An 18,154-nucleotide genomic window follows, 5' to 3' on the forward strand; every position below is an offset into this window, starting at 1 on the left:
TCAGGTTTTGGCCAGTTAAGCTAGCCTTCTGGGGTCACACTCTGGTTTCGAGCCAAGGGAAGAGAGATCTCGATTTTAGCTCCGCCTTCGCCCGCAGAAGTTAGCCGGACTGTCCCGCCATAGGCTTCCATGCGCTCATGAATGTTCCGGAAGCCCAGCCCGCCGCTTTTCGGAGGAAATTGCGGAAAACCGATGCCGTTATCCTCTACTCTTAATGTCAGGAGCTTTGGAGTCACCAATAGTTCTATGTCGACCGCAGTTGCCTTTGAATGACGGGCAACATTTGTCAGGCATTCCTGCACCACCCGGTAGAGAGCGGTCTTGGCCCGATCTGACAGTCGGTTGTGAGCACGATCTGCTGTCACTGAAACAGTTATCCCGGATTGTGTCTGGAACTCCTGGCCCAGGCTTTTCAGCGCGGCTGCAAGTCCCATATCGTCCAGCACACTTGGGCGAAGGTCCCTGGATATGCGCCTTACCTCCATAATGGCGCGGTCCAAAATGTTCAGGCATTTGCCCGCTTGCCCCTGAAGTTCAGGTGAAGTGTGGGCTTCGCTCTCCATCATTTCTAGTCCGTATCGAACAGAGACGAGCAGTTGGGAAATACCGTCATGTAAGTCGGTCGAAACGCGCTTACGCTCCTGTTCCTGTACTTCGAAGACCCGTGTCGTGAGCTGCTTGAGCTTTGTATCGGCGAACCGTTGTTCAGAAAAACGGACGCTGCCAATAAGCGTCCCTGCAATGATTATCGCCCCGAGTGTCACGATGAAAATGACAAAAATTGTTTCCCGAATGCTGACGGAAAAATCTTCACGAATGGCTGAGACTTCTCTGGCGATATCGTCCAAATAAAGGCCGGTTCCGAGCATCCAGCCCCATTTCTCAAGGCGAATGGCGTAGCCTAGCTTGTCTTCCACCAGATCGGTTGAAGGTTTGTGCCAAACATAAGAGTGAAAACCGCCGCCTTTTTTTGCGGTCTCTATCAGGTCACGAATGACAAATGCCCCTTCGGGGTCCTGAAGATCCCACCAGACCTCACCGACAAGGTGCGCAAGTTTCGGATGAACAAGATTGGTTCCATCGAGTTTATAGACAAAGAAGTAGCCGTCTTCTCCAAAGGTCATGTTGTGGAGGATCTTCTTGACTTCTTCCTGAGCAGCTTCGCGCCCTCCCGGTTCATCGGTATAGGTTTGTTCAATGGATGTCAGTGCGAGGCTTATGTAATTTCGGATTTCCTGCTTCTTTGCGTCCAAAATCCGCTTTTCAACTGCGGCAGTCTCAGAATCGATAAGTACCAGAGCTTGGTAATATGTGGCAGCTCCTATTCCGATGGCTATGGCGATCATCGGGACGATTGTGATGAGAAGAAGCTTCAGTTTTAACGACACATTCTACTCCAGGAACGTCCTGTGGGGGATCGTTTCTTATCAAACTAACGCGCGCTTTTCAGTAGTACTACTGAGTGATTGCGCATAACCACGAATGGAATTGTCATAGGCCCTTCACCTAGACATACTCACAGATCAGTGCAACTGTATGCGCTGGTTGGATGGAAATCCTATATGGGAGGATAACCTTAGATGGATCGTCGTTCGTTTATTAAAAATGCTGGTCTTGGTGTGGGTGGTGCAGCCGCTGCAACCACTCTTGCTGCTCCGGCTATTGCGCAGTCCACCACGGACATGGTCATTGTATCGACTTGGCCGCGGGACTTCCCGGGTCTTGGTATTCCGGCTCAGCGCCTTGCAGCTCGCATTGCAGAACTGACTGAAGGCCGCATCGCTGTTCAATACTTTGCAGCTGGTGAGCGCGTTGGGGCATTCGACTCCTTCGACGAAGTCGCATCTGGCAACGCTCAGGCCTACATCGGTGCAGACTATTACTGGAAAGGTAAGCATCCGGGTTGGGCTGCGTTTACTGCAGTACCGTTCGGTCTCACTTACACTGAAATGGACGCCTGGATTAAATTCGGTGGCGGTCAGGAGCTCTGGGACGAGCTGGCTGGTGAATTCGGCCTGAAAAACTTCGCTATGGGCAACACTGGCGTTCAGATGGGCGGCTGGTTCAACAAGGAAATCGAAACAGCTGACGACCTCAAAGGTCTGAAGATGCGTATTCCGGGCCAGGGCGGCGACGTCATGGCGAAACTCGGTGCATCTCCGGTTTCTCTGCCTGGTGGGCAGATATACGAAAATCTGGTTTCCGGCGCGATTGATGCAACTGAGTGGGTTGGTCCATTCAACGACTACTTCATGAAGTTCTACGAAGCAGCCAAATACTACTACTATCCAGGTATGCACGAGCCGGGCGCGCAGTTGGCTATGGGCATCAACAAGGCATGGTGGGACGCACTTGACGCGACCGATCAGGCAATCATCGCAGCGGCTTGTAACGAAGAAAACGCTCTGACTATGGCTGAGACAAACGCCAACAACGGTGTTTACCTCGATCGTCTAATTAACGAGCACGGCGTCGAGCTGCGTGAATTCAACGATGAAATCTATGATGCGTTCGGTGAAGCAGCTCAGGAAGTTCTTGAAGAGGCGATGGATCATTCTCCAATGGCTAAGAAGATCTTCGAAAGCTTCATCAATGCCCGCAACGACATCGGTAGCTGGATGGCGATTTCCGACGTTGCATACAGCAACAAGCGGAACCGCGTGCTGGGTATCCCTTCATAGGTGATGTCCTTCTACGGATGGGGGCGGGAAAATTCCCGTCCCTTCTTTTTATTGACACGATAAAAAAAGGCTCCGCCACGATGACTGCCTTGGACAGCGTTCAAGACGGATCTCCAGCCATGAATACTGGCACGGGACCAACACCAAAAAGCGTGCGTCCTTTCCGCCTGTTCGGTTGGGCCATATTGGCCATCATGGCTGCATATCTGTTAAACAATTACCTGACGTACTGGCAAGATTTGCCCGGAATTGCGCCCATCTATGGCGGTGCTGCAAACGGGGCTTTACCGATTGTTTGGTCTTGGTTTCAATTAGCTGTTTACGTCGGATTTCTGGCAGTTGCGATCGTCTATGTGATGCGGAGCCAAACACCGTTGCGTGTTGACAGTGCACGAATTAGCAGCATCAACACCTTCATAATTAGAACCGCGTTCTTTGCGGTCTTGATTGTTGGTTTGGTGGATAGCGCGATCTCGTTCCTGCGGATTGAAGAGCTGCTTCCGGCGGTTGTCGGGCAGGGCTTGGCGGATGAACTTGGTAAGTCGCGGTTCCGCGGTGCTTATGTCCACATGCCTCTGATTGCATTGTCCTTCGTCATTGCTGCTTTCACTCGGACACTCGGATTCACTTGGCTTGCATTGCTTGTCGTCGTTGCCGAGCTTTTGATCGTGATTGGTCGCTTTATCCTGTCATACGAGCAGGCTTTTATGGCTGACCTTGTGCGTTTCTGGTATGCGGCGCTGTTCTTGTTTGCCAGTGCGTATACACTCTTGGAAGAAGGTCACGTGCGGGTTGACGTCTTCTATGCCGGCCTCAAACCCAAAACGCGGGGATATGTGAACGCGGTTGGGTCAGTCTTTTTGGGAATGGCCCTATGCGCGACCATTTTGGCTATTGGCATGGGTGGCAAACAGAATGTAATCAATGCGCCGATCCTTTCCTATGAAACGACGCAGGCTGGCTTCGGTCTTTACGTCAAATACCTAATGGCAGGTTTCCTTGGGGTGTTTGCTGTGACGATGATGATCCAGTTCGTTAGCTACTTTATGGACGCCGTTGCGGATGTTCGCGGGGAACCAGGCGGTCGGGATCATGATTCCCACGCCGCTCACTAGACAGTTCGAGATCGCCTGACATGGAACTCTTTTTTCTTGCACTCCTCGTCCTCCTGATGGCGTTTGCGCTGGGATCCGGTTTCCCGGTTGCATTCGCGTTGCCGGGGTCTGCGATCATTACGATCGTGCTGGCCGCCGGTTCAGGATACCTCTTCTCCACCGGACCTGATGCCTTTTTTGACAGCGGCGGGGCCTATCAGTGGCTCAGTGCCGGCGTCACAAACTTCCGCGGTATTTACTGGGAGGCGGAGCGAGATACGCTAATTGCGATCCCGTTATTCGTTTTCATGGGAATCATGCTGCAGCGGTCGAAAATCGCTGAAGACCTGCTTGTGACAATGGCTCGCCTTTTCGGTCCGGTACCGGGTGGCCTTGGCATCTCGGTTGTCTTCGTGGGTGCGCTTCTGGCTGCCACTACAGGCATTGTTGGTGCAACCGTTGTTGCCATGGGCCTGATTTCCCTGCCGGCCATGTTGCGGAACAACTACTCCGTTCCGTTGGCTACGGGTACGATTGCAGCATCTGGTACACTGGGTCAGATCATTCCGCCGTCCATCGTTCTCATCATTCTGGCTGACCAGCTGGCAAGTGCGGTCGATCAGGCGGGAACAATTCGTCAGACCCTATTTAAGGATTCAACTGGCGAATTATCGATGCCCTCTGATTTTGCAGTGGTCTCGACAAGTGCTGGCGAAATGTTTCTTGGTGCCTTCCTGCCGGGATTGGTTCTCGTTGGTCTCTACATGCTCTTCATTCTTGGGTTTGCACTGATCAACCCGAAGGCGGCGCCTGCAGTTCACGAAGAGGGGTCGTTCAACCGCGAGTTCGCTGGCAAGGTGTTCATGACGCTTGTGCCACCGCTTGCGCTTATTTTCCTCGTTCTTGGTTCAATCATTGCGGGTGTTGCGACAGTGAACCAGGCTGGTGCTATCGGTGCTGTCGGCGCGATGGTCATGGCTGGATACCGGTTGAAAGAAGGTGAGAAAGGCGCATACACTCCTGCAATTTTGGGCATCATTGCGCTTATGGGCGTGGCGGTTGTCATCAGCTTTTTCGGCTCGGTGAACATCAAGCGGATCAACTCTAGCCAGGATATTCTGGCCCTGGTTCTTGCGTTAATTTCCGTGTCCCTGATCCTGATTGCCATTTTCTGGAGTGGCTGGCGGACCATGAAGTTCGAGGACACGCTCCGCGGCGTCATGGTGGAAACCGCAAAGACGACGGCTCTCGTGTTCATCATCTTGTTGGGTGCGGCGATGCTGACGTCTGCATTCCGCGCATTTGGCGGCGAGCATCTGGTGAAGGAATTCCTGCAAGGCCTTCCCGGTGGCTTCTGGGCTCAGTTCCTCATCGTCATGCTGGTGATCTTCATCCTTGGCTTCTTCCTCGACTTCATCGAGATTGCTGTGGTGGTTGTGCCGATTGTCGCGCCGATCCTGCTTGCTGACCCGTCGGCCAACGTGACAGCCGTCTGGCTTGGTGTGATGATTGGTTTGAACATTCAAACCTCATTCCTGACCCCACCCTTCGGCTTTGCTCTTTTCTATCTGCGCGGAGTTGCGCCAGCAGTGGTGAAGACAATCGATATGTATAAAGGTGTGATAGCCTTTATCGCCCTGCAGCTTCTTGCTCTTGCGATTGTTGGTCTTTTCCCGCAGTTGGTGAACTACCTGCCAAATCGGTCTTCGCTTCTTTCAGAAACGGCTCCGCCACCGCAGAACCCACGGCTGCAGTACTGCATGGAAAATCTGATCTATGAGGATTTCCAGAATAACGGAGACAGCATCCTGTCGGCGATTTCGACCGCTGAAGGGCTGGATGTAAGCTATTTGCCGAAAGGCCTTCAGAAGGATTTGGCAAAGGGCTATGAGAAGGCTCGAGACGCATTGCCGCAAATGAGCGCGATCCGTGAAGCAGAAAATGCTGTGGCAGCAGCTGCGGGGGACTATCGTCCGCTGCATGTTGAAGTGCGGGCGCTTGAGCGCGACGCCCGTCGCCTCGACGAGCGCATCAAGAACTTAAGTGTGATTGTTCAGCGGGCTGGCCCGAATGGCATTTACACCGAGGCCCAAGGTGCCGCAGCTGCCAAAAAGATCGAAGTTCTGACGGCCGAGAAAGAGGCTCTTCTGGCACAGATCCCGGACGAATGGGAAGCTGTGCACAAGGAGTTCGCTGCAATTCAGAAGGCAGAAACCAACGCACGTCGTTCTTATCGTCGGACGGTGGATGATGCCTATGAACCGATGCTCGAAGTCAAGGCGATCTTGCGTGATGCAGAGAAGCTGGCGGCTCTTGAAAGCGAAATCGTTGCTTTGAAGGCTGAAATCCAGACCCTTGAACCGGCAGCAGCTGTGGAAGCAATTGCTGCGATGCGGTCCAAGGTTGGCGAAGTCGAAGGCTCTCGAGATATTCGCAAAGGCTTGACAGATGCTCGCAAAATCATGCGCAGCAAAACCCCGGATATTGTTGCGGCTTCTGCTGAGATCGACAACTCCCTTGCCGCACTTGCAGCGGATCTGGAGTGGCGTCAACGCGGTGCGAAGGAACTGCTTGCTGATCTCCTGACATATGACACAGCGATTAATCGCAACATTGGTTTGCGCCAGCAAGATCGCCTTCCAGATGACATGGCGCTTGATGTGGCGGCTTGTCTGGCTGATCACCGCGATATCTCGTTGAACTTCTAAAGCCAGAGAGGCTGACAAACTGAAACGGCGGGAAGGTGACTTCCCGCCGTTTTTGCATGTGTAGTTCAGGATTGTTGAGCTTGATCTTTAAAGATTGGTGCTAGCGCCAGTCCACGCCCACAGTGAACATGTACCCCGCGCCATAGACCGTCCGGATAATGTCCGGGTGGTTCGGACGGGACAACTTTTTGCGAAGACGGGAAATACGTACATCAATCGACCGATCCAAACTGTCGTCGCGCCCGCCATGCTCAAGCAGATAGTCCCGTGTCAAAACACGCTTGGGCGCACGGAGCAGGGCTTCCAGAAGGTGGGCTTCTCCTGTTGAAAGAAACAGCTCTTCTCCCTTCGGGGATGTCAGCCCATGCGATTGAGGGCAAAAAACCCATTCTTCAAAATGCGCTTTTTCGGCTGCATTGCTCGGTATAGGGCTGCGATCTGTCGTCCGGCGTAGGACTGTCCTGATGCGGGCAACAACTTCCCTTGGATCGAACGGTTTGACTACATAATCATCTGCGCCAAGTTCAAGACCCATGACCCGATCCGATGCATGACTGCGGGCGGACAGGACGATGATTGGCACTGAGGACTGCTTTCTGATCTCATTGATCAGGTGCATACCCTCCATATCGGGAAGGCCAAGATCGATGATACAGGCGTCCGGACTTTCGAGGCTCAACGCGGCCAGCATATCGCCAGCTTTTGAAAAGACGCGCGCATCCATGCCAAACGGGGTCATGGTATCGACCAGCAAAGCGCAAATGTCGGGTTCGTCATCAACGATAAACGTCAATGTTCCCGCAGATTTCGCCGGAGGCGGGGCCGCCGGTGGTGACTCAAGTCTGGTCATGAGCTGGTGATATCTTTCAATGTCCTCGCAAGGCTTTCACTTTCAAACGGTTTTGGCAAGACCGGGAACTCGCAGTGATTGGAATTATCATCGTCGCTGGACCAATTCGCATATCCGGTCATCAACGCAATTCCAAGTTTTGGGCGCGCCGCTTTGATTTTTCTTGCGAGGCTGAGGCCGTTCATCTGGCCTGGCATCACAATATCGCTCAAGACCCCGCTTAGGTCGGGAAGCTCGCTTGCGAGCGAGCGAGCATCCTCCGCCCCTTCCGCGACCAACACGCTGTACCCGAGGTCTTGCACCTGCACTGCCAAGACAGCAGCCACATCAGGATTGTCTTCTACTAACAGAACAAGTTCGCCATTCCCCCGAAGTGCATTGTCTTCTAGCGCCTTGCTGCCGACCTCACTCGTCGCTGTCAGGTTCTCAGGGGCAGATTGTAATGGAAGGAAGAGTTGTATTTCAGTTCCAGCACCTCGTTTGGAGCGGATGTCGATGACGCCCTCGGACTGCTGAATAAAACCGTAAACCATGGAGAGCCCGAGCCCGCTCCCGGTGCCAAAGCTTTTGGTGGTAAAGAACGGCTCAAACGCTTTGAGCTGAATATCCTCTTCCATTCCTTCGCCGGTGTCTCGGACTGTTATCAGGGCATAGTCTCCGGTTGACAGACCCAGATTTCGAGCATGTGTCCCTTCTAAGTGCTTTTGAGCGAGAGATATGGAGAGTTCCCCACCTTCCGGCATTGCATCTCGGGCATTGAAGGCAAGGTTCACAAGGGCTGTTTCCAGCTGGGTCGGGTCGATGCGCGCAAACAACCGCACCGATTGGTCAATATGAAAATTCACTGTCACAGACGCTGGCAGTGAGCCAGAAAGCAACGTTCCCACATTTGATATGACTTCGGTCAGTGAGACTATTTGTGGATCGACACCATGACCACGGCTGAAAGCAAGCAAGCGCTGTGTCAGGTCGGATCCGCGTTGGGTTGCCGTCAGCATGGGTTCGAGGTGTTTTTCCAGCTCCCCAGTTGAGATATCGCCTGACTTTCTTTTGAGCGTGAGAAGGTTGCCCATCAAAATGGTCAGGAGATTGTTGAAATCATGGGCCAGGCCGCCGCTCAATTTCCCAACCGCATCCATGCGCTGCGCTTGAAGTAGGCTCTCCTGATTTTGTTTTTCTTCTGTGGCATCAAGCGAAAGAACAAATGCCCCCAGAGTACGCCCGTCCACAGTCATGTCAGGGATGAGGGTTGAGCGCATATAGGCCTTGGAGCCATCGGTTTGTTTGCGCTGATAGTCATAGGAAACGAGATTGCCTTGCAATGCGTGTGCAATCTTAGGACCGATCTCTGCAAAGAGGTCCTTTCCGACCACATCCTGCCCACTCATACCCACAATGGAAGCAGGGGACTGGCCAAACCATTCTGCATATCTTCGGTTGGCGAACCGGAAAATGGGGCCGGGTGCGATATAGGCGATCAAAGCCGGAATATTGTCAGTGACAAGGCGCAGCCAGTCTTCGCTTTGGCGTAGCGCGCGTGTGCGTTCCTCGACTGTCTTTTCAAGACTTTCCTGCCGCCGGCGATCCTCGGTGACATCTGTATAGGTTGTTACGAACCCGCCTTGTGGGAGTGGCGTTCCCTTGATCGCGATCACCTGACCATTGGGGCGCACTCGCTCAAGGTAGTGGGGTTCGAACAGTCGGGCTCGGGCAACGCGTCGCTCGATTTTGCCTTCTATATCCCCTTCGCCGTATTCGCCGCGTTCTGCATTGACGCGCAGAAACTCGGTCAAATGCGTGCCACGTCTTGCGAGCTCTTCGGGAAAATCCAGCATCTGCCATAGGCCCCGGTTCCAGGCCACCAATTCCAGATTCGCATCAAAGACAGAAAAACCCTGACTCAGATGGTCCAGAGCTGCTTGCATGAGGTCCAATTGGGACTTGAGATGTGTGGTTTCGTTCATGGCAAAATCCTATCCTCACTTTGGAAAATTTGACAGATCTCTTTGAAAGTTCAGCCTAAAATCGCAATGACATATTTCGTAACATTTGTAACATATTGGCGTAACCTTGCAGGACTAGCGTTCTCGAAGAGCCGAGCGAACACTCTTTAATGCGGACGAAAGTTGTCCTTGAAGAAGCCGCGAGAGGGTTGTTTTATGGCTCGCATAAGTTGACCCCGGAAAACGGGGCACCTTTTGGAAGGGATGGAACGCTATGGCAGGGTTGGCCGACACCGCAGCTGGCGGTGTGGACACCTTTCCGAAGATTTTGCTGCGCAATGCGGTGATCTTCGGAGACCGAACGGCTGTTCGGGAAAAGGATTTTGGGATCTGGCAAAGCTGGACCTGGTCCGAGGTGCTTGACGAGATCCGTAAATTTTCTCTGGGATTGCAAGAGCTTGGTTTGCAGCCGGGTGACAAGGTTGCAGTTGTCGGCTCTAACCGACCACGCCTTTATTGGTCCATGGTCGCCACTCAGGCACTCGGCGGTGTTCCTGTGCCTGTGTATGCCGACTCAGTGGCTGAGGAAATGGCTTACGTCCTGGCGCATGCCGAGGCTCGCTTTGCGATGGTGGAAGATCAGGAACAGGTCGACAAGCTGCTTTCGATGGATGGCGCAGATGTTCCGCTTCAGCACATTATTTATGATGAGCCACGCGGCCTCCGTGACTACGACCATACAAGACTACATGCTTTTACCGATGTGCAGGCCCGGGGTGAAAAGCTGTTATCAGCGGATGCGGGCTGCCGAGAGCGTTGGGAACAGGCTATTGCCAAGGGGAAGGGCGATGATCTGGCGGTCATGCTCTATACCTCTGGTACGACAGGGCGCCCCAAAGGCGTGATGCTGACCTTTGACAACTTGGTCATTTCCGCGCGAAATGCCAACAAGTTTGACCGGCTTGATGAAACAGATGAGATCATCGCCTATTTGCCGCTCGCTTGGGTCGGCGACCACGTCTTTTCCCTAGCTCAGGCGTATACGGCTGGGTTTTGTGTCAACTGCCCGGAAAGCATGGAAACGGTTGACGTAGACCGGCTCGAGATTGCGCCTTCTTATTTCTTTGCGCCCCCGCGTGTGTTTGAGAACATGCTTACACGCATCATGGTGCGTATGGAGGACGCAGGTCCTTTGAAGCGCAAGATGTTCGACTATTTCATGGATGTTGCTCGGCGCTGCGGCGAGAATATCCTGAATGGTGAGGACGTGCCGTTCAAGGATCGAGTGCTGTATTCTCTTGGCGAGTTCTGTGTCTACGGTCCGCTCAAAAACCGGATCGGGCTAACGCGCCTCAAGGTAGGCTATACCGCCGGCGAAGCCATTGGGCCCGAGATATTCCAGTTCTTCCGGTCTCTGGGACTTAATCTGAAACAGCTTTACGGTCAGACAGAGGCAGCCGTCTATATAACGCTGCAACCCGATGGCGAGATCTATGGAGACACAGTTGGCAAGCCCGCGCCGGATGTTGAACTCAAGATCGCGGACAATGGCGAAGTGCTCTACAGATCACCAGGGTCTTTTATCGGCTATTTCAAAAACGACGAGGCGACCCAGTCTACCAAGACTGAGGATGGTTGGGTTCATACCGGTGACGCAGGGATTATTGCCGATAATGGGCACCTGAAAATCATCGATCGGGCCAAGGATGTTGGCAAACTGACCGATGGCTCTCTGTTTGCGCCGAAATACATCGAGAACAAGCTGAAGTTTTTCCCGAATATCAAGGAAGCCGTAGCGTTTGGACATGAGCGTGACAAGGTCTGTGCGTTCATCAATATCGATCTGACCGCTGTTGGCTCATGGGCAGAGCGCAACAACGTCAACTATGCCTCCTATCAGGAACTAGCGGCCCATCCTGATGTCTACGGCATGATCGAAAAACATGTCGATCAGGTCAATCGCGACTTGTCGCGAGAGCCGATGATGGCTGGGGCTCAGATCAATCGTTTCCTCATTCTGCACAAGGAACTTGATGCCGACGACGGGGAGCTGACCCGGACGCAAAAGGTCCGCCGCAATTTCATTGCTGAGAGATATGGAGAGCTGATTGAGGCGCTCTATGACGGTTCAACCTCGAAACACACTCGCACTGAGGTCACCTTTGAAGATGGTCGTAAGGGTGCGATCGAGGCGACTGTCGAGATACGCGATATGACACCGCATTCAGCCGCGGAAACTGTTCAGGAGGCGGCAGAATGAATGCGATTGTCACAAACGAAGGCTTGCCGACATCTGAGCCTGTCACACAGCGCGAAGTCCTTTTGAAAGTCGACAATGTGTCGTTGTCTTTCGGCGGGGTGAAGGCCATCACCGATATTTCGCTCGACATTCAAAAGGGTGAAATTCGCGCGATCATCGGTCCAAACGGAGCCGGTAAAACATCAATGTTGAATGTCATCAACGGGTTCTATCATCCGCAGGAAGGCACCATTACCTGGCGCGGGGAAGAACGGCGGAAGATGAAGCCTTATGAGGCGGCCAGTCAGGGAATAGCGCGGACTTTCCAGAATGTGGCGTTGTTCAAGGGTATGACGACACTGGACAACATCATGTCCGGCCGGTCCTTGAAGATGAAGAAGAACTTCTTCTGGCAATTGCTCTGGCGTGGACCGGCGGAGCAGGAGGAAATCGAGCATCGGCGCAGGGTCGAAGACATTATCGACTTCCTCGAGATTCAGGCAATCCGGAAAACGCCGGTCGGCAAGCTGCCTTATGGCCTACAGAAGCGGGTGGAACTTGGCCGTGCGCTTGCGATGGAGCCTGAACTCCTTCTGCTTGACGAGCCAATGGCCGGTATGAATCTGGAAGAAAAAGAAGACATGAGCCGGTTCATTTTGGATGTGAACCAGGAATTCGGAACGACAATTGCGCTGATCGAACATGACATGGGTGTGGTCATGGATCTTTCGGATCGTGTCGTGGTGCTCGATTACGGCAAGAAAATTGCGGATGGCCCGCCTGAGGAGGTGCAGGCCAGCCAAGCCGTTATCGATGCGTATCTCGGCGTGAGCCACTAGGGGGGACCAAACCATGCTTTATGATATTTTCGTTGATCCCTTCGTCCAGATGTACCAGATGCCGGACTTCTTCCTGCAGGTGCTTTGGGAAGGATTTGTTGCCGGCATTCTTTATGCGCTGATTGCGCTCGGCTTTGTTCTGATCTTCAAGGCTTCCGGCGTCTTCAATTTTGCGCAAGGTATCATGGTGGTGTTTGCCGGTCTGACGCTGGTGGGCCTGCATGAAAACGGCGTTCCAGCCTTTGTGGCTCTCGGCTTGACTATTGTTGTAATGGGGGTTCTGGCCTACGGCATTGAACGCGTGGTGATGCGTCCGCTGGTGAACCAGCCGGACATCATCCTCCTGATGGCAACCATTGGGCTGACCTACTTCCTGATCGGGTTTGGTGAGTTCATCTTTGGCGGTGAGCCGAAGCGGATGATTGCCGAGGAACTCTGGTTGCCGACAGGTTCAACAGCATTTGAATTTGGTGAGCGCGGACTGGTGATCCTGCAGCATATTGATATTGCGGCGGCTGTCATTGCCATTATTATGGTCGCTGCGCTTGGCATCTTCTTCAACAAGACCCGCATCGGGCGGGCCTTACGGGCAGTCGCCGATGACCATCAGGCAGCATTGTCGGTGGGGATCTCTCTCAATCAGATCTGGGCTATCGTCTGGTTTGCTGCTGGCTTGGTTGCACTTGCAACGGGCATCATGTGGGGCGCGCGCTCTGATGTATCTTTCGCGCTCGAGATCGTTGCTTTCAAAGCATTGCCAGTCCTGATCCTCGGGGGCTTTACCTCAATTCCTGGTGCAATCATCGGTGGTTTGATCATCGGCTTTGGCGAGAAGATTGGCGAGCTTTACTGGGGTGGTCTTGTTGGCGGCGGCATTGAATCCTGGCTTGCCTACATCATCGCTCTCATCTTCCTGCTGTTCCGGCCGCAAGGTCTCTTCGGCGAAAAAATCATCGAACGGGTGTAAGTCGACATGTTTTATCGTGAAGCCGGACAATTCAAGACAAGCTATCAGTCTGATCAGGCCATGTTCCCGATCCTGCAGGATCGGATTGGAATGGCCGTCATCCTGGCCGTGGCCTTTATTGTCGTTCCTCTGACGGCGAACGACTTCTTTTTGACGTCGATCATGATCCCGTTCCTGGTGTTTTCATTAGCTGCGATCGGGCTGAATGTTCTCACAGGCTTTTGCGGTCAGCTCTCTCTAGGAACCGGCGCGTTCATGGGGGTTGGGGCTTATGCTGCCTATAAGCTGACAACCATTTTCCCGGATGTGAACGTGGTTTTGTTCGTTCTGATCTCAGGGTTCTTTTCTGCAGGCATCGGAGCGATCTTCGGCCTGCCAAGCTTGCGGATCAAAGGGCTGTATTTAGCCGTGACAACCCTTGCTGCGCAGTTCTTTCTCGAATGGTGCTTTATCCGCATTCCGTGGCTCTATAACGACAACGCGTCGGGTGCGATTGAGGTGCCGAAACGCGAAATGTTCGGTGTGATCGTCTCGGGTGCCGAAGCCACTCCCTTGGCACGCTATTTTGTGGTTCTCGGGATTACGGTGTTCATCGCCTTCCTGATCGCAAATGTGCTGCGAGGTCGGATTGGCCGGTCCTGGATGATGATCCGCGACATGGATATTGCTGCGGAACTGATGGGCATTCGTCCGCTTCAAACCAAGCTGATGGCCTTTGCTGTCTCGTCTTATATCTGCGGTGTGGCCGGGGCGATGATGGTGTTCTTCTGGCTGAATGCGGCTGAGCCTTCATCTTATTCCATCAACCTGTCCTTCCAGATCCTCTTCATGGTGATCCTGGGCGGTCTGGGAAGTTTGAGCGGAGCGTTCCTCGGGGCGGCTTTCATCTGGATCTTGCCAGTTATGTTGAAGTTCATTCCAAGCGCAATTGGTCTGGAAATCGGCGCGGAAACCGTCGAGCACTTGACGTTCATGGTTGTTGGGGGCCTGATTATTTTCTTCTTGATCGTGGAGCCCCACGGGTTTGCGAGACTTTGGCAGATTGCCAAACAAAAGCTGCGGGTCTGGCCGTTCCCTTATTAACGGCCAACCCTGTCATGTCATCCGGGCGACGGACCCGCCCGGGGAGGAATGGCGAATGGGTCCGGTGGTTTCTGCTGCTGTCAGAACCTCAAGGGAGGAAATGCATGAAACACTTGAAGACACTTGCGCTCGGCACGGCTGTCGCGCTTGGAGTGAGCCTTGGCGGTGTTACGCCGCAGGTCGCTCAAGCCGAGGATGCCAATTATGTGCCGCTGCTGACCTACCGCACTGGTCCTTTTGCTGGCTCTGGTATTCATATCGCGAATGGCATGGCTGACTATCTTCATATGCTCAATGAGCGTGATGGCGGTATCGGCGGCGTGAAACTCGCGATTGAAGAGTGTGAAACCGGCTATAACGCGCAAAAGGGCGTGGAGTGCTATGAGGCGACGAAGGGCAAAAACGCTCTTGTCTATAACCCTTATTCCACCGGCATCACGCTTCAACTGATCCCGAAAGCATCGGTCGACAAGATCCCGGTTCTGTCCATGGGCTATGGCCTGTCTGCAGCTGCCGACGGAAACACGTTCCCATGGGTATTCAACGTTCCTGACACGTACTGGGACGGAGCGTCTGTGGTGATCAAGTATATCGGCCAGCAGGAAGGTGGACTTGAAAACCTCAAAGGCAAGAAGATTGGCTACATCTTCCTTGACGCTGGCTATGGACGCGAGCCGATCCCGCTTCTTGAGCAATTGGCAGAAAAACATGGCTTTGAGCTGTTGAAGTATGCCGTTCCGGGCAAGGAAATGCAGAACCAGTCTTCACAGTGGCTGAATGTCCGCCGTGATCGCCCGGATTACATGATCATGTGGGGCTGGGGCGCGATGAACCCGACCGCCATCAAGGAAGCTGTCAAGATCCGCTATCCGATGGACAAGTTCATCGGCGTTTGGTGGTCCGCAGGTGAAGATGATGCGGCAGCTGGTGGTGCTCAGGCCAAAGGCTACAAGGCGCTCAACTTCTCTGGCGTGGGCATGGACTTCCCGGCTCTGCAGGACATCAAGAAGCTGGTTGTCGATGCAGGCAAATCACCGACAGACGTAGAGAGCATGGGTGGTACGCTTTACAATCGCGGCGTCCTTAACTCCGTGATCATTGCTGAGGGCATCCGCGCTGCTCAGGAGAAGACCGGCAAAAAGGTCATCACCGGTGAAGACATGCGGATCGGTTTGGAATCCTTGAATCTCGATGAAGCCCGTCTGGCGGAAATCGGCCTGGCTGGTTTTGCGCATCCGATGAAAGTGACCTGTGAGGATCACTCCGGAAGCCATCCAGTCTTTATTCAAGAGTGGGACGGCGAGAAATTCGTCAAGGTCACTGACTGGATCGAGCCGATGACCGACACAGTCCGCCCGCTTCTGGAAGCTGCAGCCAAGGAATATGCAGAAAAGAACGCACCTTGGCCTGAGCGGACTGAGCCTTGCGCAAACTGATGTCTCTATCTCCCGCCGTATTATGCGGCGGGAGACCCTGAAAAAGTTTATTTTTGGAGCAGTGAAGGCTCATGTCGACGCTTGAACTTGATTGGCCCGCTGACACGGGAGAAAAGTCAGCCGCTCAGGACACCATATTGTCCGTGAACAATATTGAGGTGATCTACGACCACGTGATCCTCGTGCTCAAAGGCGTATCGCTGACAGTCCCTCGCGGCGGCATTGTTGCTCTTTTAGGTGCCAATGGTGCGGGCAAGACCACAACGCTCAAGGCCGTGTCCAATCTTTTGGGGGCCGAGCGCGGTGAGGTTACCAAGGGCAAAATCCTTTTTGAAAAGGATGAGGTTCAGGCGCTTTCACCGAACGATCTTGTTCGTCGTGGCTGCATACAGGTAATGGAAGGTCGTCACTGTTTTGGCCACCTTTCGATTGAAGAAAACCTTCTAACCGGCGCCTATACGCGGACCGATGGTGCTGCGGCTGTGAAAGCCGACCTCGAGATGGTCTATAATTACTTTCCGAGACTGAGAGAGCGCCGGCAAAGTCAGGCTGGATACACGTCAGGCGGTGAACAACAAATGTGTGCGATTGGTCGGGCACTCATGAGCCGTCCGAAAATGATCCTGCTTGATGAGCCGTCCATGGGACTGGCACCGCAGCTCGTGGAAGAAATTTTTGAAATCGTGAAAGAACTCAATGACAAGGAGGGAGTTTCCTTCCTGTTGGCAGAGCAGAACACCAATGTGGCGCTGCGTTACGCAACATATGGCTACATCATGGAATCTGGCCGGATTGTTCTTGACGGCGATGCCAAAGCTCTTCGTGAAAACGAGGATGTAAAAGAATTCTATCTGGGTGTTGGGGGTGAAGGGCGCCGCTCCTTCCGGAATGTGAAGCACTATAAACGCCGAAAACGCTGGCTTGCCTGATGCGGTACGTCACCAGGTAAAACTCAAGCGGAGACCACAATGAGCGACGAATTTGCAGCGCGCGAGCGGCAGGATCCTGCCGAGCGCGAACGGGACCTCTTTGCCAAGTTGCCGGAGTTCCTCCACTTTGCGATAGCCAATGCACCCGGTTGGGCCGCGCATTTGAAGTCGTGCGAGCCTGATGGGGTGACCAGTCGACATGCGTTGGCCGAACTTCCTGTTCTACGGAAGTCAGAACTCATGGAACGCCAGAAGGACGCTCCACCCTTTGGAGGTTTTCTCGCCGGCAACCTCGAAGGCGTTGAAAGAGTTTTTATGTCCCCGGGACCCATCTGGGAGCCGCAGGCGGTTGGTGATGACCCCTGGAATGGTGCGCGTGCGCTGGCTGCCGCCGGGTTCCAGAAGGGCGACATTGTTATCAATGCTTTTTCCTATCATCTTACACCGGGTGGGTTCATTCTGGACAGTGGTGCACGAGCGCTTGGATGCGCTGTTTTCCCGGCTGGTGTCGGGAACACGGATATGCAAGTTGAGGCCGTCGAGGTCTTCAAGCCGACAGGGTTTGTTGGCACCCCGGACTACCTAAAGGTGCTTTTGGACCGTGGAGCTGAGCAAGGCCGCAATGTTTCGTCCATCAAGCGTGCTCTGGTGTCTGGTGGCGCACTGTTTCCCTCTCTTCGGCAAGAATATGCAGATCGGGGTGTAGACGTTGCCCAGTGCTATGCGACGGCAGACCTTGGGGTTATCGCCTATGAGAGTTCAGCGCGCGACGGGATGATCGTCAACGAGGATTATATCGTTGAGATTGTTCGACCGGGCACAAACGACCCCGTGCCCGATGGTGAAGTGGGTGAGTTGGTGGTGACGTGTTTTAACCGAACCTACCCACTCATCCGATTTGGAACAGGGGATTTGTCCAAGGTGCTTGACGGTCCATCGCCTTGCGGGCGCACAAACATGCGCATTGCCGGTTGGATGGGCCGGGCGGACCAACGCACCAAGGTCAAGGGTATGTTTGTGGATCCTGCGCAGATTGCCGAGCTTCAGAAAGGTCACCCTGAGGCAGGCCGGGTGCGGTTGACGGTTAGTCGTTCGGGTGAGAGTGATGCGATGACGCTTTCAGTCGAATGTGATCAGCAAAGTGATGCGCTCAAGGAGGCAATTAGCCAAAGTTTGCGGGATATCACTCGGTTAAAAGGGGAGGTGGAGTTTGTGCCATCCGGGAGCCTACCGAATGATGGCAAGGTGATTTCTGATGAGCGGGAGTACGAATGATCACGTTCGGGTGATCCAGCGCCGGTTTGTCGCGTATTTGTTTCAATGGGTTGGCGAAGTCTTTCGTCTGCCCTATGACATATGCTCAAATTCCAAACAGCCATGGACAT

General features: G+C 53.6%; 13 protein-coding genes. 10 read left to right on the forward strand and 3 right to left on the reverse strand.

Annotation, left to right across the window (positions count from 1 at the left end; genetic code table 11):
- Nucleotides 1-20: 20 nt before the first annotated feature.
- A complete protein-coding gene (locus TRICHSKD4_RS13635) occupies nucleotides 21-1,388 on the reverse strand; it encodes a cache domain-containing protein (protein ID WP_009467575.1) in 1,368 nt (455 codons plus the stop codon).
- A 192-nt stretch (nucleotides 1,389-1,580) separates the two neighbouring features.
- On the opposite strand from TRICHSKD4_RS13635, the gene TRICHSKD4_RS13640 reads away from it, so the two are divergent.
- The 3 genes from TRICHSKD4_RS13640 to TRICHSKD4_RS13650 all read left to right on the forward strand — a co-directional run bounded on the left by TRICHSKD4_RS13640 (nucleotide 1,581) and on the right by TRICHSKD4_RS13650 (nucleotide 6,483).
- Nucleotides 1,581-2,681: a TRAP transporter substrate-binding protein gene (locus TRICHSKD4_RS13640; RefSeq protein WP_009467576.1), complete on the forward strand. Its 1,101-nt coding sequence runs from the start codon at nucleotides 1,581-1,583 to the stop codon at nucleotides 2,679-2,681.
- Between the two features lie 119 nt (nucleotides 2,682-2,800).
- Nucleotides 2,801-3,796: a TRAP transporter small permease subunit gene (locus TRICHSKD4_RS13645; protein WP_208993096.1), complete on the forward strand. Its 996-nt coding sequence runs from the start codon at nucleotides 2,801-2,803 to the stop codon at nucleotides 3,794-3,796.
- A 20-nt stretch (nucleotides 3,797-3,816) separates the two neighbouring features.
- Nucleotides 3,817-6,483 carry a TRAP transporter large permease subunit gene (locus TRICHSKD4_RS13650; protein WP_009467578.1) on the forward strand — a complete coding sequence of 889 codons (2,667 nt, stop codon included), beginning with the start codon at nucleotides 3,817-3,819 and terminating at the stop codon, nucleotides 6,481-6,483.
- Nucleotides 6,484-6,583: 100 nt separating this feature from the next.
- Here TRICHSKD4_RS13650 and TRICHSKD4_RS13655 read toward each other — a convergent pair whose 3' ends face one another.
- Both TRICHSKD4_RS13655 and TRICHSKD4_RS13660 read right to left on the reverse strand, forming a co-directional pair.
- Nucleotides 6,584-7,333, reverse strand: a complete 750-nt coding sequence (locus TRICHSKD4_RS13655; protein WP_009467579.1) for a response regulator transcription factor — start codon at nucleotides 7,331-7,333, stop codon at nucleotides 6,584-6,586.
- Nucleotides 7,330-9,297: a PAS-domain containing protein gene (locus TRICHSKD4_RS13660; protein ID WP_009467580.1), complete on the reverse strand. Its 1,968-nt coding sequence runs from the start codon at nucleotides 9,295-9,297 to the stop codon at nucleotides 7,330-7,332. The genes TRICHSKD4_RS13655 and TRICHSKD4_RS13660 overlap by 4 nt, the downstream gene beginning before the upstream one ends.
- Nucleotides 9,298-9,550: 253 nt before the next feature.
- Between TRICHSKD4_RS13660 and TRICHSKD4_RS13665 the strand changes: the two genes are divergently transcribed.
- From TRICHSKD4_RS13665 to TRICHSKD4_RS13695, 7 genes are all read left to right on the forward strand, one after another.
- Nucleotides 9,551-11,536, forward strand: coding sequence for an AMP-binding protein (locus TRICHSKD4_RS13665; protein ID WP_009467581.1), 1,986 nt, complete (start codon nucleotides 9,551-9,553; stop codon nucleotides 11,534-11,536).
- Nucleotides 11,533-12,354 (forward strand): ABC transporter ATP-binding protein, encoded by an 822-nt coding sequence (locus TRICHSKD4_RS13670; RefSeq protein ID WP_009467582.1) that lies wholly within the window; start codon nucleotides 11,533-11,535, stop codon nucleotides 12,352-12,354. The genes TRICHSKD4_RS13665 and TRICHSKD4_RS13670 overlap by 4 nt, the downstream gene beginning before the upstream one ends.
- Nucleotides 12,355-12,367: 13 nt before the next feature.
- On the forward strand, nucleotides 12,368-13,321 hold the full coding sequence (locus tag TRICHSKD4_RS13675) for a branched-chain amino acid ABC transporter permease (protein ID WP_009467583.1): 954 nt from the start codon (nucleotides 12,368-12,370) through the stop codon (nucleotides 13,319-13,321).
- A gap of 6 nt (nucleotides 13,322-13,327) precedes the next feature.
- Nucleotides 13,328-14,404, forward strand: coding sequence for a branched-chain amino acid ABC transporter permease (locus TRICHSKD4_RS13680; RefSeq protein WP_009467584.1), 1,077 nt, complete (start codon nucleotides 13,328-13,330; stop codon nucleotides 14,402-14,404).
- Between the two features lie 104 nt (nucleotides 14,405-14,508).
- Entirely contained in the window at nucleotides 14,509-15,840 is a 1,332-nt protein-coding gene (locus TRICHSKD4_RS13685) for an ABC transporter substrate-binding protein (RefSeq protein ID WP_009467585.1), read from the forward strand.
- Between the two features lie 71 nt (nucleotides 15,841-15,911).
- The gene (locus TRICHSKD4_RS13690; RefSeq protein ID WP_009467586.1) at nucleotides 15,912-16,769 is read left to right on the forward strand and encodes an ABC transporter ATP-binding protein; all 858 of its coding nucleotides are present in this window, start codon (nucleotides 15,912-15,914) and stop codon (nucleotides 16,767-16,769) included.
- A 39-nt stretch (nucleotides 16,770-16,808) separates the two neighbouring features.
- Nucleotides 16,809-18,044: a phenylacetate--CoA ligase family protein gene (locus tag TRICHSKD4_RS13695; RefSeq protein ID WP_009467587.1), complete on the forward strand. Its 1,236-nt coding sequence runs from the start codon at nucleotides 16,809-16,811 to the stop codon at nucleotides 18,042-18,044.
- Nucleotides 18,045-18,154: the final 110 nt, after the last annotated feature.

The sequence above is a fragment of the Roseibium sp. TrichSKD4 genome (genome assembly GCF_000148725.1).
Taxonomy (GTDB): domain Bacteria; phylum Pseudomonadota; class Alphaproteobacteria; order Rhizobiales; family Stappiaceae; genus Roseibium.

Bases quoted from the DNA above. Each gene is read 5' to 3' on its own strand.
- TRICHSKD4_RS13640 (WP_009467576.1), top strand. From the start codon at position 1,581: ATGGATCGTCGTTCGTTTATTAAAAATGCTGGTCTTGGTGTGGGTGGT.
- TRICHSKD4_RS13645 (WP_208993096.1), top strand. From the start codon at position 2,801: ATGAATACTGGCACGGGACCAACACCAAAAAGCGTGCGTCCTTTCCGC.
- TRICHSKD4_RS13650 (WP_009467578.1), top strand. From the start codon at position 3,817: ATGGAACTCTTTTTTCTTGCACTCCTCGTCCTCCTGATGGCGTTTGCG.
- TRICHSKD4_RS13655 (WP_009467579.1), bottom strand. From the start codon at position 7,333: ATGACCAGACTTGAGTCACCACCGGCGGCCCCGCCTCCGGCGAAATCT.
- TRICHSKD4_RS13660 (WP_009467580.1), bottom strand. From the start codon at position 9,297: ATGAACGAAACCACACATCTCAAGTCCCAATTGGACCTCATGCAAGCA.
- TRICHSKD4_RS13665 (WP_009467581.1), top strand. From the start codon at position 9,551: ATGGCAGGGTTGGCCGACACCGCAGCTGGCGGTGTGGACACCTTTCCG.
- TRICHSKD4_RS13670 (WP_009467582.1), top strand. From the start codon at position 11,533: ATGAATGCGATTGTCACAAACGAAGGCTTGCCGACATCTGAGCCTGTC.
- TRICHSKD4_RS13675 (WP_009467583.1), top strand. From the start codon at position 12,368: ATGCTTTATGATATTTTCGTTGATCCCTTCGTCCAGATGTACCAGATG.
- TRICHSKD4_RS13680 (WP_009467584.1), top strand. From the start codon at position 13,328: ATGTTTTATCGTGAAGCCGGACAATTCAAGACAAGCTATCAGTCTGAT.
- TRICHSKD4_RS13685 (WP_009467585.1), top strand. From the start codon at position 14,509: ATGAAACACTTGAAGACACTTGCGCTCGGCACGGCTGTCGCGCTTGGA.
- TRICHSKD4_RS13690 (WP_009467586.1), top strand. From the start codon at position 15,912: ATGTCGACGCTTGAACTTGATTGGCCCGCTGACACGGGAGAAAAGTCA.
- TRICHSKD4_RS13695 (WP_009467587.1), top strand. From the start codon at position 16,809: ATGAGCGACGAATTTGCAGCGCGCGAGCGGCAGGATCCTGCCGAGCGC.